Origin of the sequence: Microbacterium sp. Bi98 (assembly GCF_918698045.1) — a bacterium.
GTDB lineage: Bacteria > Actinomycetota > Actinomycetes > Actinomycetales > Microbacteriaceae > Microbacterium.
Map to the genome: position 1 here is coordinate 21,858 of NZ_CAKKLK010000001.1, position 23,041 is coordinate 44,898.

Annotated in this window: 20 protein-coding genes and 1 pseudogene; 14 read left to right on the forward strand and 7 right to left on the reverse strand. The window is 61.4% G+C overall.

The window, feature by feature from the left end; all coding sequences use genetic code 11:
- Positions 1-152 precede the first annotated feature (152 nt).
- From LQZ85_RS00110 to LQZ85_RS00115, 3 genes are read left to right on the forward strand one after another with little or no spacing between them, the layout of a single operon-like run.
- Complete coding sequence (locus tag LQZ85_RS00110; RefSeq protein WP_230100310.1) at positions 153-986, forward strand: ThiF family adenylyltransferase; 834 nt, start codon at positions 153-155, stop codon at positions 984-986.
- 5 nt (positions 987-991) lie between these two features.
- Positions 992-1,426: a Mov34/MPN/PAD-1 family protein gene (locus LQZ85_RS17905; RefSeq protein WP_355705775.1), complete on the forward strand. Its 435-nt coding sequence runs from the start codon at positions 992-994 to the stop codon at positions 1,424-1,426.
- Positions 1,423-2,691, forward strand: coding sequence for an SAVED domain-containing protein (locus LQZ85_RS00115; RefSeq protein ID WP_290368284.1), 1,269 nt, complete (start codon positions 1,423-1,425; stop codon positions 2,689-2,691). Before LQZ85_RS17905 ends, LQZ85_RS00115 begins: the two co-directional genes overlap by 4 nt.
- Positions 2,692-2,731: 40 nt before the next feature.
- On the opposite strand, the gene LQZ85_RS17835 is transcribed toward LQZ85_RS00115, so the two are convergent.
- A complete protein-coding gene (locus tag LQZ85_RS17835; RefSeq protein WP_355705562.1) occupies positions 2,732-3,490 on the reverse strand; it encodes a helix-turn-helix domain-containing protein in 759 nt (252 codons plus the stop codon).
- On the opposite strand from LQZ85_RS17835, the gene LQZ85_RS00125 reads away from it, so the two are divergent.
- From LQZ85_RS00125 to LQZ85_RS00135, 3 genes are all read left to right on the forward strand, one after another.
- The gene (locus LQZ85_RS00125) at positions 3,419-4,027 is read left to right on the forward strand and encodes a hypothetical protein (RefSeq protein ID WP_230100313.1); all 609 of its coding nucleotides are present in this window, start codon (positions 3,419-3,421) and stop codon (positions 4,025-4,027) included. The genes LQZ85_RS17835 and LQZ85_RS00125 overlap by 72 nt on opposite strands.
- Before the next feature lie 9 nt (positions 4,028-4,036).
- Positions 4,037-4,705, forward strand: a complete 669-nt coding sequence (locus LQZ85_RS00130) for a hypothetical protein (RefSeq protein ID WP_230100314.1) — start codon at positions 4,037-4,039, stop codon at positions 4,703-4,705.
- Positions 4,706-4,767: 62 nt separating this feature from the next.
- Positions 4,768-4,986, forward strand: a complete 219-nt coding sequence (locus tag LQZ85_RS00135; protein WP_230100315.1) for a hypothetical protein — start codon at positions 4,768-4,770, stop codon at positions 4,984-4,986.
- Here the strand turns inward: LQZ85_RS00135 and LQZ85_RS00140 are convergent.
- Entirely contained in the window at positions 4,976-5,323 is a 348-nt protein-coding gene (locus LQZ85_RS00140) for a hypothetical protein (RefSeq protein WP_230100316.1), read from the reverse strand. The two genes, LQZ85_RS00135 and LQZ85_RS00140, sit on opposite strands and share 11 nt — an antisense overlap.
- Before the next feature lie 185 nt (positions 5,324-5,508).
- Between LQZ85_RS00140 and LQZ85_RS00145 the strand changes: the two are divergent.
- Positions 5,509-5,922: pseudogene (locus LQZ85_RS00145) on the forward strand (HAD family hydrolase); the annotation flags it as partial.
- 122 nt (positions 5,923-6,044) lie between these two features.
- Here the strand turns inward: LQZ85_RS00145 and LQZ85_RS00150 are convergent.
- Positions 6,045-7,115: a LacI family DNA-binding transcriptional regulator gene (locus LQZ85_RS00150; RefSeq protein WP_230100317.1), complete on the reverse strand. Its 1,071-nt coding sequence runs from the start codon at positions 7,113-7,115 to the stop codon at positions 6,045-6,047.
- Between the two features lie 243 nt (positions 7,116-7,358).
- On the opposite strand from LQZ85_RS00150, the gene LQZ85_RS00155 reads away from it, so the two are divergent.
- The 7 genes from LQZ85_RS00155 to LQZ85_RS00185 all read left to right on the forward strand — a co-directional run bounded on the left by LQZ85_RS00155 (position 7,359) and on the right by LQZ85_RS00185 (position 17,332).
- Positions 7,359-8,624, forward strand: a complete 1,266-nt coding sequence (locus LQZ85_RS00155) for a trehalase family glycosidase (protein ID WP_230100318.1) — start codon at positions 7,359-7,361, stop codon at positions 8,622-8,624.
- Positions 8,624-9,529 (forward strand): sugar ABC transporter permease, encoded by a 906-nt coding sequence (locus LQZ85_RS00160; protein ID WP_230100319.1) that lies wholly within the window; start codon positions 8,624-8,626, stop codon positions 9,527-9,529. The genes LQZ85_RS00155 and LQZ85_RS00160 overlap by 1 nt, the downstream gene beginning before the upstream one ends.
- A 26-nt stretch (positions 9,530-9,555) precedes the next feature.
- Positions 9,556-10,347: a carbohydrate ABC transporter permease gene (locus tag LQZ85_RS00165; protein ID WP_230100320.1), complete on the forward strand. Its 792-nt coding sequence runs from the start codon at positions 9,556-9,558 to the stop codon at positions 10,345-10,347.
- 59 nt (positions 10,348-10,406) lie between these two features.
- Positions 10,407-11,684, forward strand: coding sequence for an extracellular solute-binding protein (locus tag LQZ85_RS00170; RefSeq protein WP_230100321.1), 1,278 nt, complete (start codon positions 10,407-10,409; stop codon positions 11,682-11,684).
- Positions 11,685-11,779: 95 nt separating this feature from the next.
- Complete coding sequence (locus LQZ85_RS00175; protein WP_230100322.1) at positions 11,780-14,068, forward strand: alpha-L-rhamnosidase; 2,289 nt, start codon at positions 11,780-11,782, stop codon at positions 14,066-14,068.
- A 53-nt stretch (positions 14,069-14,121) separates the two neighbouring features.
- Complete coding sequence (locus tag LQZ85_RS00180; RefSeq protein WP_230100323.1) at positions 14,122-17,031, forward strand: discoidin domain-containing protein; 2,910 nt, start codon at positions 14,122-14,124, stop codon at positions 17,029-17,031.
- A gap of 112 nt (positions 17,032-17,143) precedes the next feature.
- Positions 17,144-17,332, forward strand: a complete 189-nt coding sequence (locus LQZ85_RS00185; RefSeq protein ID WP_230100324.1) for a hypothetical protein — start codon at positions 17,144-17,146, stop codon at positions 17,330-17,332.
- 611 nt (positions 17,333-17,943) lie between these two features.
- Here LQZ85_RS00185 and LQZ85_RS00190 read toward each other — a convergent pair.
- The 4 genes from LQZ85_RS00190 to LQZ85_RS00205 all read right to left on the reverse strand — a co-directional run bounded on the left by LQZ85_RS00190 (position 17,944) and on the right by LQZ85_RS00205 (position 22,801).
- The gene (locus LQZ85_RS00190) at positions 17,944-18,444 is read right to left on the reverse strand and encodes a hypothetical protein (RefSeq protein WP_230100325.1); all 501 of its coding nucleotides are present in this window, start codon (positions 18,442-18,444) and stop codon (positions 17,944-17,946) included.
- A complete protein-coding gene (locus LQZ85_RS00195) occupies positions 18,437-20,434 on the reverse strand; it encodes a hypothetical protein (protein ID WP_230100326.1) in 1,998 nt (665 codons plus the stop codon). Before LQZ85_RS00195 ends, LQZ85_RS00190 begins: the two co-directional genes overlap by 8 nt.
- Before the next feature lie 127 nt (positions 20,435-20,561).
- A complete protein-coding gene (locus LQZ85_RS00200; RefSeq protein WP_230100327.1) occupies positions 20,562-22,235 on the reverse strand; it encodes a hypothetical protein in 1,674 nt (557 codons plus the stop codon).
- On the reverse strand, positions 22,232-22,801 hold the full coding sequence (locus LQZ85_RS00205) for a hypothetical protein (RefSeq protein WP_230100328.1): 570 nt from the start codon (positions 22,799-22,801) through the stop codon (positions 22,232-22,234). Before LQZ85_RS00205 ends, LQZ85_RS00200 begins: the two co-directional genes overlap by 4 nt.
- Positions 22,802-23,041 lie beyond the last annotated feature (240 nt).

A 23,041-nucleotide genomic window follows, 5' to 3' on the forward strand; every position in this document is an offset into this window, starting at 1 on the left:
ATGTAGAGGAGCTGCGCCAGCGCCTACCCGGGGACCTTTGGCACGTTGGAAGTGGAGTTGCATACTTCGTCCTGATAGTGACGCCCCGCCCTCCGGAAGCCCCGGAATGGACCGCCTGGGCAGTGAGTGAGGAACAAGCGACTCCGGTAGGAGTGGATGTCGAGCGCGATGACGAGGGACTGGCGACCCTTGGCGATCATTGGCCGAACGATCGGATGAAGACAAAACACGTCGCCATCGTCGGCATCGGAAGCATCGGTTCCGCGACTGCTCAGGCCATCGCGAATCACGGCGTAGGGCGCCTCACACTCGTGGATCCAGATCGGCTCGAGTTCCACAACCTCGTGAGGCACCAGTTGCCTCGCTCGGATGTGGGGCGACACAAAGCGGTCGCTCTTGCCGAGAAACTTGAGAAGTCGTTTCCCGACCTATCCGTCCAAGGGATGGCAAAGAACGTCCTCTGGAACACGGACGAGATTCGCGATGCCTTCTCTGATGCGGATGTCATCATCGGGGCGACCGACGGTGTGGTTCCCCGACGAACGATCGTCCACATTGCTCGACGCCTCGGGATCCCTGCGATGCTCGGTTGCGTTCTGCTTGATGGAGCACTTGGGGAGATCATGCGATTCCGTCCAGTTCAATCGCACGGTTGCCTAGAATGCCGTAGGCGCGCAACGGCCGGGCTGTTCGCATTGGACGCGTCCATGGAAAACCCCTACGGCACCGGAAGCGCCCATCTTCCGATGACCGCCATCGGAACCGATCTCGAGATCGTCGCGCGGCTCTTGGCCAAGGCATCCATCTCAACCCTTCTGGAAGCCGAAGGTTTCAGCGATCAGCGGCTGCCCGGAGAATCCGCGATCGTCGGGCTCCGCCCCACAGGCGCAGCCCCATCTCCCTACGACATCAGTCGAGCCGGCGACATCCGGTGGCTTCCTGCCGACCCTCCACTCGAAGGATGTCCAACATGCTCAATCACCTGAAGGTGATGTTCTCATCGAACGTGCTCGACGCAATCCGACGGGAGTCCGCTGCGGCCCCAGTCGGGTACGAGACCGGCGGGATTCTGCTCGGAGACTCGGATCCCCTCCGCCTAACGGTTGCCGGAGGGCCAGGACCAGGAGCCGTACGCACGAAATCATTCTTCCTGCGCGATCTCCAGTACTCGCAGAACCTTGCAGCCCAAGAGGCCGCTCGGTCAGGCGCTAAATGGGTGGGCGAGTGGCATACCCATCCCACGGGACCCGCACACCCCAGCCCGAAGGACCTATCGACCTACCAACGGATTCAACAAGACCCCAACGCTGGGCTGAGTAGCGGAGTCCTTTCGTTGATCGTGTCGCCCAGCGGACCTGGGTGGCTCATGACGGCATGGTGGTGCGCCGACGGCCACGGTATACAGATTGTGATGGAGGAATCATGACAGCCAGGCCACCGCTCGTTACTCCTCGGCCGCGCGCAGCTATCTTCATTTCCTATCGACAATCGGACGGCAGCCCCGCCGCTGCCCGCCTCGCTTGGGCGTTGCGAGCAACAGGGCTCCCTGTATGGCACGACCAGACTGACTTGCCACCGGGCGACACGGTCAGGGTCATCAGTCAGGCTCTCGCGAGTGGCCTTTCCGGTGCTGTGCTCGTCGTTACAGACGACATCGTCAAGAGCCCGGTCGTGAAGAACATCGAATGGCCGAGGATCCGGCAGCTCAGCAACGATGGAAACTTCACGCTCGGCGTGCTCAACGCTATTCGTCATGCGAAGGGCAGCGTGTATGCCGAACCTGACCGCCTACTTCGCCGTCTCTCCGACCGTATTCTCAGACGTTTCCGCCACCACTTAAGCGGTCTGAAGCAATACCGCTCTAGTTCCAAGGGCGACCAAACGGACCAGCTTGCAGCTGACATGCTGCGCCAACGCCTGCACCATCTGGCGCCGTCGATCCGCACAAGAGGCCACATAGAGGTGAGCCTGACAACGCGAGCGGAGCCGACCGCCGAGTATGCGGAAGCGGCCGATCTGACGTTTTGCTGGGACAGAGCAGAGGCACGGGAAGTCAGCGCAACGGCTCAACAAATCTTCCAACGCACCTTTCACGTCGCAGCTGGCGCACTCCGGCAGCACACCGCTGGCACCATACGCTTCCGAGGGCAGGCCCACCTGAGCTTCGGGCTCGCGATCGGCGCATCCCTAGCTCTCGGACCCGCCATCGAATTCGCCAACGATGACGGGCTGTGGAGCGTCAGCCGCCACCGCATGTCGATGCAGCCGACACTCGTCGAGGTGTCAAGCTCAGCTCGCGCGTCGACAGGCCCCGTTCTCGTCTACGTGGATCTGCTAAAGCCGGCGAGCCGTGGCGCCTATGATGCCTTGGCTCGCAGCGGTGGCTGGAGCGAACGTGTGCACGTCGAACGACACGATCGGGAGTCACACATTCCCAGCTCACAAGGGGACCAACTCGCCCATGAGATCGCCGCCGAAGTCCGCTCCGCGAGTGCACGCAACAGAAACGCCCAGGTTCACCTGCTCCTGTACGCACCTTTGCCCATCGCCGTCCTCGTTGGCACCCTGCTGAACACTCTCGACGTGGTGGTTTACGAGTGGGACCGTGGCGGCGATGGGGTCCCTGCGAGTTACGCACCGAAGTTCCGTCTGCGGCCAGGCGAACTGAACCCGATCACGCTACCCGATTGATAACGCAGGCCCGCCCTAACCTCGTCCACGATGGGGCGTCTCAGCGGTTGCGAAGATCCGGGAAAGGGTGCGGAAGTAGCGCGTCTATTGACACCTCAAAAACCTGCGAGATGGCGATGATCGAACGCAACGCCGGATTCATCGGCTCACCCCGCCTCGACTCGCCGCTCTCGTACTGGCGGTAGATGAAGCGACTGAGGTTAGCGCGCGAGGCCACCTCTTCCTGACTCAAGCCAGCCTCCTGTCGGAGCTGGCGCAACCGCACGCCAAGGTTCTGAGCGAAAGAGCCCCAATCCGCATCGCTCGTTTGCCCTCGCCCAGTCACATCTCTAGCGTTTCGAGTATCGCTTACCGGTATGGGCTTACGCGTATGCCATAATTTCGTTGGCCATACGAAACAATCGACTTCTGCCGGATCACCTCCACTCTGCACGTGTGCTGCCCGCCCTACGGACACACAGCGGTCGCACCGCAGGGCAGGCCCGACGCATGCGACTGCGATTGTGACGGCGAAATGGCGAACCGACCTTGGGCCACGTGGTGGCGTGGAGCGACGCTCCCCCCGCCCGCAGCCTGGAAGTACGCTTTCGAGGACTTCACGGGAGATGACACTGCGGAGGAATGGGCTCTGGCAGCGGCTGTCTTCATCGCTCAGTACCGACGCCGACACGGGCAGGGCCCCACCTTCCGAGAACTCTTCCAGCATCTCCTCCCCGAGACACGCGGCGTGCCCGCACCATTGCCCCGCGACTGGGATGTCATGGAACGACGACGTGCAATGGGCAGCTTTCGCGGACATGTCGCGATCGAATGGCGGCGCCGCGGATACATCGGCTTCGACAGAGAAGTCACCCGCAGCCTCCGGGTCGGACCACGATTCCGCGAACGATCACGGTCGCTGCATCAGCGAAAAGCCTTCTCGCAGCGAGCTGTCGATGAAACATCGTCTCCCAGGGCAGGCTCCGCTCGGCCGTCGAACCAACAGCGTCGTTCGAACGCACCGCTCGACCGCCAAGCGGTGATCTCACTTCTCAACATCACGCCGGCCTACCTCGAGAGGTTACGGAAGGGCGGTTACCTCCAGGCCGTGGCCGGAGATAGCTTCGAAGAGTTCCCAGCCTGGCAGTTCGCGTGCCGACCTGAGCTGCCAGTGATGCCCGGAATCGCATACGTCTCACCCGTTGTCCCGGAAGAGTGGACTGCGGCGAAGGTCGATGACTTCATGCTCACCCCTCACGCCGCACTGCGTATCGCCGGCGAGACCCTCTCCCCCGCGCAGTGGCTCATGCGCGGGGACGATCCCACCCGAATCGTTGAGATCCTGAACTCTCTGTAAGGCGCTCTAGTGACGACCAACATGCAGCCTGAATCGAACGAATCGCTTTCAGCCAGCGATGTGCTGTCCAGAGCGGAGGCGGTAGATCACCTGATCGAACCCTTCAACTTGCTCGTTGAAGCGGCAGTGGCCACACATCGAGACTGGAAGCTCGTCGCGGCGCTACTTGAGGTGACCGTTGAACTACTCAGTAAGCACCCTGTCGACCTCTTTCAGCCAACGGAACAGCCCCAGGACGCGCTACCTCGGCGCGACGGGTCGAGAGACTCCGAGGGTGCTAGTGCGAGTCAGAAGCAGCGGTTGAATCAGCCATACCGCGACCGCATCGAGGCAGTCATCGACTCTTGGAGTGACGACGAAACGGCGTGGCACCTCCGGGTAGGGTTGCGACAGATTCGTCGTCGTGCTCAGCGCGGGGAACTCTACTACTTCGAGATCGCCAGGAAACGTCGCTTTCCGATCTGGCAGTTCAATGATCCCTGCGGCGTACTGCCCCGACCGAGCGATATAGCCCGATCTGCCCCGAGAGGGTGGCGCCCTGAGCACCTCTACCGGTTCATGACGGCCCCGCATCCCGATCTCGAGTTCGACGATCGGCTGTTGTCCCCTTCGCAGTGGCTCCGATTGGGTCTTCCTTCAGAGAGAATTACCTTCCTCATAGGCCCCCGACGCCCGTAGAGGATCGAAAGGCCAAGACAGGAAGATCCGCGCACTGCAGCTCGACCGACGAGAGGAGAACGATGAAGGATTTGCCGCTGACTTCACCCGGGGTAGACCGAAACCTTGCCGCGATCGAAATAGGGCATCAACTCGAAGGACAGCAACCGAGCGTTGAGTCTCTCGATCGCGCCCGGCGCATTCTCGTCGGCGAACTCAGCCCGCAGGATGCGCGGGCCGAGATGGTGGCCGAGCTTCAGGTGATCGTCGCTCGCGAACGAGCACGCAAAGCTAACCGCTGAAGGAATCGTCCACCAGCGCCTGCGCGGCCGTCTTCACTTCCTGAAACCGGCCTTCTCGGATAGCCGATATCACAGTGTCCTCACCGCGCAAGAACGGATTCGCACCGACGAACCACAACCGTGCCACATCGGCGCCCTCGGCATCGCTCACCATCCGCCAGACCAGCTCCGCGCAGTCAAGTCGTCGGATCACTTCGCGGTCCGGGCGAGCACCGTCGCTCCGGCTCCACTCGATCGGGCCTTGCGTGTCCTTCGAACCGGCGAGGGTCGCTACGAGTGTTGGGCCAAGGGCGTCGGTCAGTCGACGGGCGAGCTCGGCGGCGGGCAGCATGGGCATGACAGCATCCTCGGTTGTGAAGTGACAACTCTACGCTCGCCGCGGACGCGGTTATGCGCAACTGGGCCGCTCCGTTGGGACTCATCATCTCCGTCGCCATCACGGTGCTGCTCATCGGCACGGTTCGCAGCATCGGCCGCCACATGATGGACAGCATCGAGCCCGACCTGCTAGATCGCGCAGGCCAGCTGCTCGCCTGGGCTGCCGCTGCGGAAGCCGACTCCGAGCATCCTCTCGCTCGCGCGATCGTGAACGCGGCGAAGGGGAAGGCTCTCGCTGTCCCGTCTTCGTCCGATTTTGAGTCGTCCCGGCGGTCTGGGTCCGGGCACGTGTCGACGGCCGCGTGATGCAGGTGGGTGGCCCGTACATGCTCGAGCAGGAGCACGCTTCCGAGCTGCCGGTGACCGATGAGTGGCGCGATGAGGGGGCGATCATCCTCCACGTGCTCGTCGATGGTCAGGTCGCCGGTGCATCCGGCGGATGAGATCCGCTCGGAGTCGCGCCGCGCCGTCGAGGCGCTCCATGAGCAGGGCGTGCAGGTGGTCATGATCACCGGCGACGCCGACGCGGTCGCCGCCTCCGTCGCGGACGAGCTCGGCTGACGTTCCGACCTGGTCGGGGTATCAAGTCAACCGGTGTGGCTCCAGTAGCGTGAAAGACGACCACGCATGATAAGCCTCGCGGCTTTCCGTCGTAAGATCGGCAACTCGTGACGACGCGGCTATTTACTTGGGCGCGGATCGAAACTGGTGGACGACCGCACTACCAGTTCGGGCTTGAAGACCATGTGGAGGCCGTCTCCCCCAGTTGTCGTCGTGTTGGGGTTGAGCAGCAGTTGTACCGTCGCGTCACCGAGGGCGCTGTGGGGTGTCCGAATCGACGATAGCGGCACGAATGCGGTTTGATCGAAATCGGAGTCGTCGTAGCCGATGATCGCAACGTCGGCAGGAATCGTGAGCCCACCGTCGATACCCAAAGCCTGCATGACACCCATCGCAAGCAGGTCATTGGCGGCGAAGATGCCGTCCGGTTGTTGACCTGGGCCGCGACGAAGCAGCATCTCTCCGATCCTGCGGCCTTCAACGACGGTCCGATGCTCTGCGGCGATCATCTCGAGTGTTGCGTCTGGTACCTCGCGGACTGCTTCGATCGCGCCTTCGAACCGACTGGCGATCTGTTGGAGGCCCAGGGGGCCGCCTACGAAAGCAATGCGGCGTTTGCCGGTCTCCAATAGATGGCGGGTGGCGAGACGCCCCCCTTCCACATCATCCACAGACACTGAGGGTTGATCGGCTGCTCTGGCCTCGCGACCGCCGACGACGCTCGGTGTGCCCCGTTGCCGCATGCGAGCGAGTTCTTCCTCGATATCACCAAGCGGTGCCACGATCACTCCTCCCACGCGTTGCTGCTCGAAGAGCCTCAAGTACTCGCGTTCGCGCTGCTCTGAGCCGAGGGAGTTACCGATCATCACCGTGTAGCCCGCCGACCGAGCGGCCAGCTCAATGGCATCAGCGACGGCACCAAAATACGAGTTCGATACCTCGAACGCGACATACCCTATGACCGAGTTGCGACCAGAGCGAAGCTGGCGAGCAGCATCACTGGGAACGAATCCGAGTTCGTCGACTGCATCGGCAATGCGCTTCCGGATGCCTTCGGAGAGCAGATCCGGGCGGTTGAGAAAGTTCGACACTGAGCCACGGGAAACTCCCGCGTGCTGCGCGACGTCGCTGATCGCGACGCGTCCAGTCGGACCGTCTTTCTTCGGACCGTCATTCGATGTACTGCTCATCCCACCATGATCGCGCACTTACGGGGCAAGTTCTTCATGACTCGTCCAATCATCTGAATACTGCCATCGTACTCACAAACTTGAACCGATCCAAGGCGAGGCAAGCGCCTTTACGTGAGCGAGTAGATGCTCAAATTCACTGCGGACTTGAATCGATCCATTTTTTGAGTTACGCTCGCCAAAAGCTTGATGCAGACGGCCGCACGCCGCGCTGCACGCACGGATCTCAACGAGGAGTCGAAGATGCTGGACAGATGGATGAGTCTTCTTGAGGGTTACATCATCAAGAACTCGGAACTGATGATGCGAGAGCCCGCCGGCATCCTCGCCCACCCTTATACGGTTCCATCGGCGCCCGACGCCCCCTACTACTCCACCGCCCTCTGGGACTGGGACTCGTGGACCATCAGCGCTGTCCTTGCACAGGTCGAATCCGTTTCGGACAGTCCGGGTCGCTTCTTCCCCTATGAGGAAGGCAGCATCCTCAACTTCCTCGACCAGACCGACGCTGACGGCGTCATACCGATCTGTTTGAACCCCGAAGGCCCGTTCTCGCATGGTGACGGCTCCCGGCTCAACGGTTTCGCTCAGAACATGCACAAGCCGGTGCTTGCTCAGCACGCCGCAATGCTCGCGCAGCGCCAACGGAATGCTGAGTGGCTTCGACCCCACATGGGAAAGCTCGGAGCATTCATCAACCGGTACATGGACAGCCACATCCACGCTGGGACCGGGCTCGCTTACTGGCAGACGGACTTCGCGATCGGCGTGGACAACGACCCGTCGGTGTTCTACAGGCCGGACAAGTCGACCGCGTCTATCTACCTCAACAGCCTGCTCTACCGCGAGCTCCTCGCATACGGCCATCTGCTTGAGGAGCTCGACCAGCTCGAAGAGGCAAACATCTGGCGTCGGAAAGCGCAGGACCTCGCAGATTCGATCAACACCCACTGTTGGGACGAACGAGACGGTACCTACTACAGCGTTGATCTCGCTCTGAATCCGATCGACGAGAGTGACTGGTTGCATGGCGGCGCGCCGCGTGCCTGGTCGTCGTTGCTGCTGCGTATCGACAACTGGTCGAGTTTCATGCCCCTGTGGGCTGGGTTCGTCTCCCAGGAGCAGGCCGAACGGATGGTCGCCCGGCTCCGCGACGAGCGTACCTTCTCCGCCAACTTCGGTGTGCGGACGTTGTCGCGGTTGGAGAAAATGTACGACCTGCGGGCCACCAACAACCCGTCCAACTGGCTCGGGCCGATATGGGGCATCAGCAACTACCTCGTCTTCCGCGGACTCGTGAAGTACGGGTACGTCGACGATGCGCGCCTGCTCGCTGAGAAGACCGTTGCCCTGTTCGGCCGCGACTTGGAAACGAGCGGCGTGCTCCACGAGTATTACAACCCGGACAACGGCGAGCCCATCGTCACGAAGGGATTCCAGAACTGGAACTTCCTCGTTTTGACGATGATCGGGTACCTCCAGGGCCGGCCTCTGGTCACGGAGTTCTGATGTCTCAGAAGGTAGAGAGGCGCCAGCGCCCTGGGGCCTCGCGTGTCCGCATTCCCGTCTGGTTCGTCATCCCGGCCTTGGCGGTGTATGGGGCGATAACACTCTGGCCAAACATCCAAGGTCTCTTTTACTCGTTCACCAACTGGGACGGCTTCGGAGCCGTCTGGGACTTCGTGGGCGTGCAGAACTTCATCGATGTCTTGACCGACAGTTCGTCGCTGCGAGCGATCGGCAACACGCTCTTGCTGACCCTCATCGTTACCGTCATGCAGAACCTGCTCGGCCTTGTTCTCGCGCTCGGGCTCAACACGACCGTGAAATCCAGATACGTGCTGCGTCTCGTCTTCTTCCTGCCTGTCGTGCTCACCCCCATCGTCGCGGGATTCCTCTGGAAATACCTGCTGAGTCCCACTGGCACCGTGAACACCGTGCTCGATTCGATGGGCCTTCACTCCCTCGCGCAGGATTGGCTGGGCAACCCGAACATCGCTCTGTTCTCGATTTGCGCCGCGATCATCTGGCAAGGCACCGGTTACAGCATGGTCATCTACCTCGCCGGCTTGCAGGGGATTCCGGAGGACCTCCTTGAGGCGGCTTCGCTTGATGGTGCCGGTGCATGGCGCCGCACGTTCAGCGTGGTCATCCCGCTGCTCAACGGCTCAATCGTCATCAACGTGCTCCTGGCTCTAACGGGGAACCTGAAACAGTTCGACACGGTCTATGCGATGACCAACGGTGGGCCTGCCGGCTCGACGGAGACCATGGCCACGATCGTCTACAAGACGGCGTTCCAGTACAACTTGTTTCCGACAGCGCTGGCCCAGGGAGTGTTGTTGACGCTCATCGTCGGAGTGATCGCGGTGACCCAGTATCGGCTGACCCAGCGGAAGGCGGATTTGACATGAAGAAGTACACGCTCCGCACACTGATCTTGGAGATCGCGCTCATCATCGCGGGACTGATCTTCCTGATCCCGCTGCTCGTGCTCGTCGCGGTCGCGTTGCAGACGCCTGGGGCGCCGACGAACCCGTTCGGGTTCTCGTGGCCACTGAACTTCGGCAATTTCAGCACAGCTTGGACTGAGTCCGGGATGGGACCTGCGATGCTGAACAGCGTCGTGATCACGACCATCACGGTATTCCTCGTCATCGTACTTTCGTCCACGGCGGCGTACACGATCACTCGTATCACCCGTCGATGGTCGCGAGGCGTCTTCTATGCATTCCTCGTTGGCTTCTTGCTGCCCGGGCAGCTTGCCGTGGTCCCGCTCTACCTGCAATTCAGCAGCCTGGGCGTCGTCGGCTCGATCGTGCCCGTGATTCTCATCGACGTATCCAGTTTCCTTCCGTTCGCGATCTTCTTGTACTCCGCTTTCCTCCGCGACCTTCCAAAAGACTACGAGGAAGCGGCGCGGATCGACGGGGCGGTGCCGTGGCGAATCTTCGTGACGGTGGTGTTCCCGCTGCTGCGGCCGATTACCGGAACCATCATCATCCTGAGTGCACTCTCCACTTGGAATGACTTCTTCAACCCGCTCCTCTATCTCACCGGAAGCGAGAATTCGACCGCACCCCTCACCGTCTATAGCTTCGTCGGTCAGTACTCGGCCCAGTGGCCGCTGGTCTTCTGCGCCCTGATCATCTCGATCATCCCGATCCTGATCGCGTACTTCTTCATGCAGCGGTTCATCATCCGCGGCTTCGCGTCCGGTCTCAAAGGTTGAGACTTCCCGCCTCTTTATCTCTTCACTCCTCATCATTACCAACCGAAAGGAACACTCACATGTCATCGACGACATCGAGCCGCATTCGCGCATTGTCTGCTCTGGCCGTGCTCGGCCTCGCGGGAGCGGCCTTGGCCGGATGCGCGAGCACACCGCAAGACTCGAATACGATCAGCGTCGCATTCAACGGCGGAGAAGGTGTCCCGGCCGCGGCCGCGCTCTTCGAAGAGGCCAACCCCGGCACCAAGGTCGAACTCAAGAACGTTACTGACCCCGACGGCCAGATCATTGGCACACAGCTCGCCGGTGGCAACGCCAGCGACGTCATCGTGATCCAGCCCGGTTCCGGTGGCATAATCAGTGCACAGGTTGCTGGCGACAGAGGCCAACTCACCGATCTCTCCGACGAGCCGTGGGCTGACACCGTCCCTGAGAGCGCCAAGCGCGTGTTGGTGACCTCCGAAGGAGAGCTCGTCGCAGTGCCGATGACGTTCTCGTCAATCGGAGGCGTGTACAACGAGACGGCCATCGAGAGCGTGGGAATGACGATTCCGACGACCTGGCCTGAGGTCCTTCAGTTCTGCGCCGATGCGAAGGCGAACGGCAAGGTCGCGTACGGTCTCGGGCTCTCGGACGCATGGACCACACAGCTGATCCCGTACGCGCTGGTTGCCACCCTCGTATACGCCGAAGACCCTGACTTCATCCAGAAGCAGGATGACGGTACGGCCACGTTCTCAGACTCCGGTTGGAAGACCGCAATGGACAAGTACGAGGAGATGGGCACCGAGGGATGCTTCAACGAGTCTCCCGCGGGCACTCCGTACGCCACAGTGCAGAACGCGGTAGCCAGCGGTTCGACCCTTGCGACCGTCACGGTGGCTGCCGAAACCGCTTCGATTCAGGCGCTCGCTCCTGAAGGAACGGCGATTCAGTACGCTGCTTTCCCGGCGACGGACAACGCGGACGACACCTACTTGGCTGCAAACGTCGGTCCAGCACTCGCCGTGACCGCAAAGGCCAAGAACGTGGAGCTCGCCAAGAAGTTCGTGGCTTTCCTCGCTGAACCGGAAACCCAGATCGCGTTCGCGAATGCCTACGGTGACACCGCGGCCATGCCGGGTGACCTCAAGCAGGACACCCAGGTGTCCGACCTCGCGCTGAGTTACATCAACTCGCAGAAGATCTCGGGCTGGCCGGACAACCAGTGGCCGACGGGCACTTCCCTGAAGGACGACATGTACTCCGGTATCCAGGGCATGTTCAGCGGTCAGGCAACGCCTGAGTCGACGCTCGAAGCAATGGACACGGCCTTCGAGGCGGCGCAGGACAAGTAGTGAATTTCGCACCCAGCCGCACGGCGGTTTGCGCCGGCGGCTGGGTGCGCCAACGATTCGATCGGTGGCGGTGTCAGCCGCTGCGAAAGGAAACCATGACCTGGCACGCCCGCATGATCGCGGCCGACCTCGACCACAACGGAGCACCTCTGCTCCGGCGAGAATTCTCCCTCGATGACGAACACGGAGAGGTGCGTTCGGCCACACTGAGCCTTTCCGCGCTCGGCGTCGTCGAAGCCACGCTCAACGGGAAGCCCGTTTCCGGTGATCTGCTCACGCCTGGTTGGAGCAGTTACGAATGGCGGGTCCGCTACTCGGTTAGTGATGTCGCCGAGCTCCTCAAGCCGACGAGCGTTCTCGGACTGGCACTCGGCAACGGGTGGTACCGCGGCACTCTCGGCTGGGCAGGTTCCCACGCCGTGTACGGCGGGGAACTGGCCGCGTTCGCCGAACTCGAGATCGTATACGCCGACGGTGCGGTACAACGCATAGTCACCGACGAGACTTGGGCTGCCGCCGAAGGCCCTGTTCTGGTCAACGACCTCTACAACGGAGAGACCATCGACGCCCGTCGACGTGATGACGCCTGGATGAGGCCCGGGTTCGACGTTGCCGAATGGGGCGGCGTGCACGAGGTCGACTTCGACCTCGATCTCCTCGAGCCCTACATCGGCCCGCCGATATCCGCACAACAGGAGCTGCAGCCGATATCTGTGTGGACGTCGCCCGCGGGGAAGACGCTGGTGGATTTCGGCCAGAACTTCGTGGGCTGGATTCGCGTTCGTGTACAAGGAGAGCGCGGCACCCAGATCACTATCCGTCACGCCGAGGTTCTTGAGGCGAACGAACTCGGCACCCGACCGTTGCGGAGCGCGGAGGCGACCGATCGTTTCATCCTCAGCGGCGGCGAGGACGAGTTCGAACCCACGTTCACGTTCCACGGATTCCGGTACGCCGAGATCGAAGGTTGGCCGGGTGTGCTCGACCCGTCCGCTCTCACCGGGGTCGTCATCGGGTCAGAGATGGACCGCATCGGAACGTTCAGCTGCTCCGACGAGCTTCTCAACCGATTCCACGAGAACGTGGTGTGGGGGATGCGGGGCAACTTCGTCGACGTGCCGACGGATTGCCCGCAACGCGACGAGCGCCTTGGCTGGACCGGCGATATCGCGGCGTTCGCACCCACGGCCGCCTTTCTTTACGACGTCGATCCCTTCCTCCGCGATTGGCTCCGTGACGTCGCAGCAGAGCAGACCCACCAGGGCGGCGTGATCCCATTCGTCGTTCCCGACGTGCTCAAATACCTTCCGCCTGTGGATGGATTCGTTGACGTTGACGCCACGGCGTTCTGGAGCGACGCTGGCGTCTGGGTCCCATGGGCGCTGTGGGAGGCGTACGGCGATGACACGGTCCTGACCACTCAATACGAGTCCATGGCGACACACGTCCGCCGTGTCCGGTCGCGACTGTCTCCGAGCGGACTCTGGGACAAGGGGTTTCAGTTCGGCGACTGGCTCGACCCGGATGCGCCGCCCGAGAACCCCTACGGAGCGAAAGCCGCCCCCGGAGTTGTGGCCACTGCCTGCGCATACCGGTCTGCCGACCTCATGGCAAAGATCTCGCTGGTGCTGGGACGTGGCGATGATGCGAAAGAGTTCCGTGATCTCGCTGACCAGCTGCACCAAGCCTTCAACCAGCACTACGTGGAGCAAGGACGGGTACACAGCGACTGCACGACCGTCTACGCACTGGCCATCGCGTTCGGATTGCTCGACCTGGCCGACGAGCAGCTCGCTGGGAACCGGCTCGCCGAACTTGCCGAGCAATCCCGCTATCGGATCTCTACCGGCTTCGCCGGCACGCCGTTCATCACTGAGGCGCTCTCCCGAACGGGCCATCTCGACACGGCATACCGGCTCCTGACCGAGCGGGACTGCCCATCCTGGTTGTACGCAGTGGAAATGGGAGCAACCACGGTCTGGGAGCGCTGGGACTCTATGCTGCCTGACGGCACCATCAATCCGGGCGAGATGACCAGCTTCAACCACTACGCCTTCGGTGCGGTGGCCGATTGGATGCACCGTGTGGTCGGCGGACTTGCGCCCGCAGCAGCCGGGTACGAGAAGGTGCTCATCGCGCCGCAGCCAGGAGGCGGAATCACTCACGCCGAAACCACGCTCGCCACACGCCACGGACGGATTTCCGTCGAGTGGCGCATCGAGAGCGATCAACTCGTGGTCACGTGTGAAATCCCCGACAACATCGAAGCCATCGTTCAGCTACCGGGAGCGGACGAGGTGACAGTCGGTGGAGGCCTCCACGTAGTGACCGCGGAGTTCGCGGCTGTAGATGACTGGACCAAGCAAGACTCGACGACCCCCTAAAGCAGTCTGCCCGCCACGGGCAGGTACCCAACTCATCGACGTACGGAGACGCAATGAAGCGATCATTCAAACATCTGGCAGTTCTGGCAACGACCGCCTTGGTTGGCGTCTCCCTTGTTGCCGGTTTAGACGCGACGGTGGGTGCCGAGGCAGCATCCGCTGACAGCACACACTATTACGTCGACTGCTCCCTGCCCACGAACGGATCGGGAGATGAGTCCAGCCCCTGGAACGCCCTGACATCAGTCAACGACCACGGCGACTTCCAACCGGGTGACTCGATTCTCCTCAAACGAGGAACAACCTGCGCCGGCAGGCTCGCGCCGACCGGCTCTGGCTCCTTCGGGTCGCCGATAACCATCACCGCCTATGGCGACGGTGACCTCCCCACCATCAGCGGCGGTGGCACCGCCGATAAGACCGGCGCGTTGCAGTTGACCAACGTGCACGACTGGGTAGTCGAGAAGATGCACGTCACCAACCTCGCGGCAGCGGGAGTCGACGACACCTATCGCGCGGGAATCCTGGTTCTGAATACCGGCGCCGGCACACTCAGTAACATCATCATCCAAGACAACGTCGTCGACAATGTGTCGAGCAACCCCTACACCCTTCCTGGAACTGACCCCCACCAGTACGGGGGGATCGTCGTGCTCGTCGCCCCTACCGGCGCCACCAAGACCGACAGCTACAACAACGTGGCCATCTCGCGAAACACCGTCACCGAAGTTGGGCGCACCGGGATCGTGTCTTGGAGCACGATCTGGGAAAGCCAATACCTGACGAACGTGACAATGGACCACAACACGGTCACGCGAGCCCAAGGTGACAGCATCCTGATGTTCGGCGTCAACGGCGGACTCATCGAGCACAACGTCAGCGCCGAGGCCAACGTCTGGTCCGGATGCGCCAAATGCACGGGCACCGTGCAAGGGTCCAACGCCGGGATATGGCCGACCCGATCCACAAACGTCGTGATGCAATACAACGAGGCGTACGGCACGAGGCAGGGCGGAGGGGACGGCGAAGGGTTTGACGTCGACCTTTTCACCAGCAACATCTTGGGGCAGTTCAACTACAGCCACGACAACGTCGGAGGCGGAGTACTGTTCTGCGGCAACTCCTCAACCACGTGGCGGTACAACATCAGCCAGAATGACGGCACCAAATCCCACGGCGCTTTCGCCTTCGGCTGCAACACCCGCGGCGCCAACAACCACATCTACAACAACAGCGTGTACATCCCCGCTGGCAGCAGGGCGGACGTCACGTACCTTCACTCCAATGCAGGCGGAGGAACGCCAACGGTCCGCTTCGACAACAACATCATCTACAACCTGGGCTCTGGCGGCTACAACTGGGGCCAGCCCGTTTCGGCGTCGAACAATGTCTTCTACGGGAACCATCCCAGTGGAGAGCCGTCCGACCCCAACGCCATCACGGCCGACCCGCAGTGGATCGGCCCCGGCACCGGCGGCACTGGCCTGGGAACTGTCGGGGGATACGCCCTTGAGCCGGGGTCACCCGCGATCGGCACTGGATTGGTCGTGCCCAACGCGCCAACCGAAGACTTCTTTGGAAACGTGGTCAGCGCGACGGCGCCCAACCGCGGAGCTTATGGTTCCGATGAAGCCTTCACTGCGCTGCCGTCCACTCCGACCGACATGATGGTCGTCACGACGAGCGGCACCACTCGCCTTTCCTGGGCACCCGCCGACAACGCCACTACCTATACGGTGCTGCGGAGCACCGTCCTCTCCGGGCCGTACACGCCGATCGCTACCGGCGTCGTGGCGCCGGCCTACCTCTACCAGCCCGAATCTGCGGAAGCCGCGTATTTCTATAAAGTCACCGCCACGAATCACAACGGCACGAGCGACCCGTCGATTGTCGCAAAAGCTGACATTGCCGTCGGCGCAGTCGTCACCGCGAGCACCACCTACAATCGCGGCGGATGGTCACTCGGGGCTGTCGCCGATGGTGACATGCACTCGAGCGCCAGCAGCATGGGATGGACCAGCAACAACACGCTGACATCGAACCACGCCGAGTGGGTGCAACTCGAGCTCAACGCGACCACGCTGCTGTCCGAGCTCATCCTCTACCCCGTCGACGACGGCGGGAACGTTGGGTACGGATTCCCCATCGATTACACCATCGAACTGTCAACCGACGGCTCCACATGGACGACAGCCGAGACCGTCACTGCCGCGCCGCAGCCCACCGGGCCCGTTGCCTTTACCATTCCCCCGACGCAAGCCAAGTTCATCAAGATCACTGGGACGTCCCTCCGAAAGAACACACTCGACAGGAACAGTTACCGCATGCAGATCGCTGAGATCGCGGCTCTTGAAGCGCCGTCGCTGCCTCAGGATGGAGCGACGACAGCCCCGGGCCAGCCGGCCTTGTCCTCGACGAGCGGATGGGCAAGCGGTCTCGCTGACGGCAACTTCAACCTGGTGATGAATATGTGGTGGGGAACGAATGCAAGCGCCGTCGTCTTCTACGAGGATGGTGTCGAGATCGGACGCCAGCAACTGACATCGAAGACACCGGCATCACAGAGCGCATCGTTGATGGTCGCGGGGAAACCCAACGGAACGTATGTGTATAGCGCGTCCCTTCTGAACCAAGCTGGGAGCACCCACTCGGGCGAGATTACGGTGCAGGTCACCGCCGCGAATCCCGGCGCACCCGCCATCTCGAACGACAACTGGCACGGAGGTGGAAGCTTCACCGTTTCGACTGACTTGCACTGGGGAACGAACGCAACCCAATACAAGCTCTTCCAGGACGGCCAGCTCGTTGACTCTCAAAACCTGTCAGCGGCATCCCCGACCGCCCAACACGTGATCACCTCGCTCACTGGAATCAGCATCGGAGAGCACGTCTTCTATGCGGAGCTGTCGAACGCCGCGGGCACGACGCGCAGCGAGGAGATGCGCGTCACAGTGACGCGATGATCAGAGCCGCGGAAACTCCGTGATCGCCCGCCGAACTCGTCAAGACTGAGGACGCGAACCCGAGCGTGCTCGCCGACGAAACTACAACCACGTGTACTCCGGGAGGAGCCGCATGAGCGTTCCGAGCGCCCTGAGTTCGTTCGACATGGACGACATGCAGCTGCGGTATCTCGTCGATGATGCTCGACTGGTCGGGATCCAGTTGCTGCCACTCAGCGGGGTCGAGCGCGTCGTTCCGCACAGGAGGGATCTTGACTCGGAGCCGTCGATTCTTGGTGTGCCGGGTATGGTCGCCCCCTAGCGATACTGATCGATCCGTTGGTGCATGTCAGTATTCGTGGTGATGACGCGCCCTCCGGGTTCGCGCAAGGTCGAACGATGCGTTGGTCGCCCTCGAATGAGAGGTTCTCGCTGCGTGAACAAACGCGCACCGACGCTGAGACAACGCTCCTCATCCCAGCAACGCCATAGGCCCCGGAACGGTCAGCGTTGTCCCTACGAGTAACGTCACCCTCAGCAACGGCGAGGTCTACTACTCGCTCTCGCCGGGCGTTGGATTCGATTGACAGGACGAGACGAGGGTTGGTGTGGGCGTGATCAACGTTCACACCAACCCTGTTTCTGCTCTGTGCCTCGAACGCACACGCGATCTTTTGCGCAGATTCGTCCGACAGTGAGGCGCGGAGCGGTGGCCTTGCCTGGTGTGTCGCAACCGCCATCTTTCCCTGGTCTTGCCGGTCGCGCGAAGTGCCACGGATCATAGTCAGGTCCGCATGTCCGCAATATGTGCAATCGATGATGTCGCTTCAGAAATCAGCAGTGATCCGGCTCATCGTTTCGTCCGCGCGTCACAAAGGTTGAGGCGCCGCCTGCGCAGGGGTCTCACCTACTGTTCCCACGATCCGAATCAGATCACGCTGGTGGTGTCTCTGGGCGCAAGAGCACTATGGGGTTGGGCGCAGGCAGACCAGCGACATCTACTCTCCTCGTCAACCGCGCGTTCTTTAGTTGCTCCTGTCGCAGCTCCTCCTGCAAGACGTTCACGGCGCGCTGTAGCACCTCGGTCGTCGCTTTCCAGCGGCGCACTTCATCGCGAGTCTTCTGTTGCAGCTCCCGCGATTGAGCAAGCTCTTTCTTCACGCGGGTCAGGCGGTCCATCGCTTCGTCGTAGCTGATCCCAGCTTCGCCTTCGATTAGCGCTTTGAATCGGTCGCGCAGGTCGGGATGACTTTGGTACAGGTGGTGGCGGCCGACTGCTGCCTCCACCGCCAGGTCTCTCACAGTTGTTGCTCCAACCGACACCCGAATCGGTTGGTGGAGGGAGATTCGCCGCATCGCGGCGAGGATGGCACTACGGACCGCATCGGGCTCATCCTGTACTTCCCTGGCGGTCGGCGCGACGAGGTCATTCATGAGAATTCTCCAGAGTTAGTGCCGGGCGGGCTCGGGTCTCCTCAACCAAGAGCTCGAGCTCTTCGGCATGAGCACTCAGAGATTGCGCGATCGGCAACGGCGATATTGCCGCAGCCGCCCTGAACCCCTCTGCCTGGTCAGTGATCTGGAGGAGATGAGACCCAGTGCGGGCGAGGTTTGGACACAGTTCTTGGCAACCGGGGAGGTTCGGACGGCGCGGCGCGGGCTTGGGATCCTCGTTCACGCACTTGGCGGTTTCCGCTTTGAAGGCACAGATGGCTATTGCACCCGGGTTGTCGTAGAGGACGAGCTCCGGGTCTCGACGAAGCCGTCGCTCTTCGGCGGGCGTCGTCACCGGTGGCAACTTGCTGACGGCCCTCACCGCACGATCCGCGCTCAGTCCGTAGATGCCTTCTCCGGTATGCAGCATTGTTCCCAACTGCTCGATGGTTTCCCGGCGGTGCGCCCAGTCGTCCTCGAGGAGTAGGTCATTGAGGTGACCTCGCTGGGTGCCTGCGTATCCGCTGCCCATCGCTGTGCGAAGGTGTTGGTACTGAATGGCAAGCGTGATATCACCGCCAGGTTGGTTGGCGAGGAACCACGACAGCGTGCGGCGAAAACGACGGAGAGTGATGTCTCCGTCTGGATCTGCAGGTATCCGAAAACCCTGAAGGTGATCACGGTCCGCGACAATTCGCTCGTTCACGAACGCGATGAAGCTGTCAATCCATGAGGTGATGAGTGAGGGTCCATGCCGTGATCCGGAAGTGGTGAAGAGGAGTCCGTCAGACTCTCCGAACAGACGCCGGATGCGCTCCGCAACCTGGATTGCACGCCATCCGGACGGAACCGTGGCCCACTTCACCGGTCGAGGCGGCACAGCATTCCCGTCATCGTCCAGGGTTATCCCCTTCGAGGTATGGCCGGAGATGAGGTGAAGGCTTCCTCCATCCGCGCGCTGGATCGGCGGGACGCCGGCGCCGAACTCCAGGCTCAGCACCTCTCTCGGTCGCGCGCCGGTCAGGTAGGTCACCACGATGATGCAGGCTGTGAATAAATGCGACAGCAGCGGGTTGAACTGATTCCGAGTTCCGCGTGCATTACCGGGAACCAAGTCAAGCACGTGGAAGCCATCCATCCATGGGGCCCCATAGAAGACTGCTGACGGCCGAAAGTCCAGTCTCGCGAGATCAAGTTCACGCGAGAAGCCAAACTTGTGACGGTCTCGATGGCGAGACAGGGCCTGCGCCATCCTCGACCGCGAAACACCGTGATGGTACTCGAATACGTGCCAGGATGCTTGTTTGGTTCCGGGAGCGTTGTACGCATCTCGTCCGGGAAGACAATGCCCTTCGTACTGATCAAGGATTCGCAGGCAGTCCTCGAGCGACGTCTGCTCGAAGGGCCTAGTCGATTCGGTCCTCTGGAGGTAATGCTCGCGCGCCGAGAAGATGTCCTCGGCGAAATCCTCAACGAACGCGCAGGCCCACGTGATGAGCGGGGACATGACTTCCTGTCGGATTCTGGCGGTCTGATTCTCCTCGACTCGGCGTGCGGTCTTCTTGCGAAGCCAGCGCGGCTCCGGCCAGCGGTTCTCATCTGCGAGAAATGGTGCCAGATGCCACGCAGACCTTGCCATTCGCAATAGATCCACCTGGGTCTTCGCAGTCCAGCCGGACTGTTCTACCCACACTCGCAGGTCCTCTAGGTGGTCGGCGTCAAGATCGCGCGGCGACGAAACCGGTGTCTGAGGATGCGTCGCTGACCATTCCTCGACAAAGAAGCGGGTTACCTTCAAGACCCGATCCAGAATACCAATAAGACTTCCGGGGCTTGGCCATTTACTTCGGGGCCCATACGGCTGGTCCCGATACTCCTCCGGATATCCGTCGTTGATGAGCACGTACATGAACTCCTTTGCGAAGCTCTTGAACCCAATCGGGATTTCCGAGAACCAAAGCGATCCGGCTGGTAACTTCTGGTTCCCCACGAGAGCACGTAGCGGCCAGTGATCAGACTCGAAATCCGCCACTTCCGACGTCGTATCCTCGATTCGGTTGCCTCGTATCGACGGACGAGATCCCAGACGTTCCAATACACCCCGGCGAATGCTTCCTTTAGACCGCGGCATGTCGCGGCACCTCCGACTTCAGTGCGGTCATAATCAAGGGGCGATACTCCAGCGACAGCGGCGTGGCCCACTGAATCTCCGCCGGCGTACACCTCTCAACGAGCGCACGAAGAATATGCACACGATTTTGCATTGAGATTGACCACAAGTCTCCCGCCACATCGCGTATCTCCTCAAGTACGTCCAGCGCTGCAATCTGTCGAGGCAGTAATCGGTTCGCTGATATCGCGTTGTCACACTCGAGGCAGTCAAGGAACGAGAAATAGCTCGAAGTGCAGGCTTGTCCATTTTGTGGGTGGTGCCGAGGATCGACACAATTTGCGACCATCGCGTCGTTATCCTGATCTGCCTCTTCGTCTCTAACTTGAGGTATGTTCAGCTGCTGCCTGGCGCGGTCCAGTGCGGCCTGAACACCTCGGGCTGCGGCAAACTGCTGGTCCTCGAGCGCACTTGTGTTCGTGCGCACATAGTGCAGGTGGGCGTCTCTCGAATGATGCGTTGGTTCCCGTCCAACGCCGCCGGTGGGAAGGCTGCGACGCATCCTCCTGAACTGCGGTCGCGAGCTCAGTGGATTCCAACGAAGCGAACCGGTCGTCACCGCGCCGGTCAGAGGCATGCGCCCAACCTCCCATCGGACAAACAACCGATCGGTTGGCGTTCCTCGTAATCTGAGGACCTCGCGGGCCGGTTCCGTTGCCTCAAGAATCATCTGCAGCATCGTATAGAGACCTCTATTGTCCGCACCGGCGTCACCTATCTCTGACCAGAATCGCGCAGAGGGGCCTCGCCGGGGTTTATCAACATCTACTTGAGCGATGGAATCCGAGTGCATTGTAGGAATCTTCATGGTGTGAATCACAGACAGGTTCAACCCGCTTTTCGAGGCAACGAGTAGAGCGGCGGCCGCAACCTCTTCTCCCGTCATGAAGAGCTCTTTTCTTGCCCCTCGAAGCGTCGCGCGCCCCTCCTCAGGGCGTAGCGCCGTCAACTGATCAGACGAAATAACTCCTGTTGAGAGAAGCCCATGTAGTGCGCGTTGTCTGGGGGTGGCGTCTGGATTGGTCCCGAGCCGAGCCTCCGCGTAGGCCAACGTGATCCGTCTTTGCGCGACCCTGAGGACGTTTCGGGCCGCCCGAGCGAGCGCGTCGAACTCATCCCGGGCGTAGCCCTCCACCCGCTCGGGTTCGATCCACGGCGTCCGAGGGCGCCGACGAGCGTACGACAGGACGGCGTCATTCACGGGTAGAAGTCGAAGCAGCTTCGCGATCTCGGACGAATAGGTTCCGTCGTATTTCGCGGACATCGTGCTCTCGAGGAACAGACGGAACTGGACGAGATGAAAAGGGGTGAGATCAGCGACAGACTGTACTTCACTGATCGCGCCGGCTTGCTGCTGGCACCACAGCCACCGGAGGAACGATGAACAGGCACGGCGCACGGTGGCAACTGTCGTGGTCCGCCTCACGCCAGGCATCTGCGTCGTTCGTGCGAGGACCGCGTCACAGAGTTGGCGTCGCAACGCTATCGAGCCAGCGTAAAGGGTGAGGTCAAACACATACGCTGGATCGTCTTCCAGGTGGAGAACGACGACTGGCGCGCCGTCAGGTACACCTGCTCCAGCGGGTTCCCAGTCACCAGAAGGCAGTGTTGCGCGGCTCATTCCTGCCCCCTTCCAAAGCCGATCAAGGGGCTGGAACCTGCGACTTGCTCCCAGAAATCGGCTGCCGACGATGCGTGAAGCAGCGACGTTCGACGCAATCCCTTCACCGGTTCTAGATACACGTTCCGAGTGATTTCAGTGTTTGCGTGTCCCAAGAGGTCGCGCACCTCGTCGAAGATCTGTGTGTAGTCCGCTGCGATGAACGGATCCGACGGCACGCGACCCGTCCGGGCGTCCATTGCCCGGACACCTGCCAACAGCGAGAAGAGCGCGAAGGTGAATCGCAACGAATGCGGCGTCACCCAAACGCCCCGATCGTTGCCGAAGTGACGCAGTCGTTCCGCGGATAGACGACGATTGGCCGCCTGGAAAACCTTCGACCAGGATGGGCTGGGTAACGGCTCTCCGCGTTCAGAAAGCCAAAGCGCTGCCGGTTCCAGCCCCGCGTCTGTCCTCCGATACAGCTGAAGACGACGTTCTTGCCCGAGAGAGAGCAAATGTACTTTGGTTCCGTCTCCCATACGTAGCTGGGTACCGGACTTTTCTTGAGCTATTCCCTCGATCATGTTCTCTGCTCGGACGTGATCATACCGACCCTCTCGTCTTGCACGACGCACAGCCCGGTCCCGGCCGGTCCTGACGTATGCGTTTCCGGCGTGCAGGGCTCGCGGGTGCATCGCTCGGAAGTGCCGTAGCTTTCCGCCTTTTCCCACCACCGGGACATCGTCGTGCACACTGGTCGGAAGTTCGAACACAAGGAGTTTCCCGCCCTCACTTAACCGAAGCCCAGTTACGAGAAGGAGCTC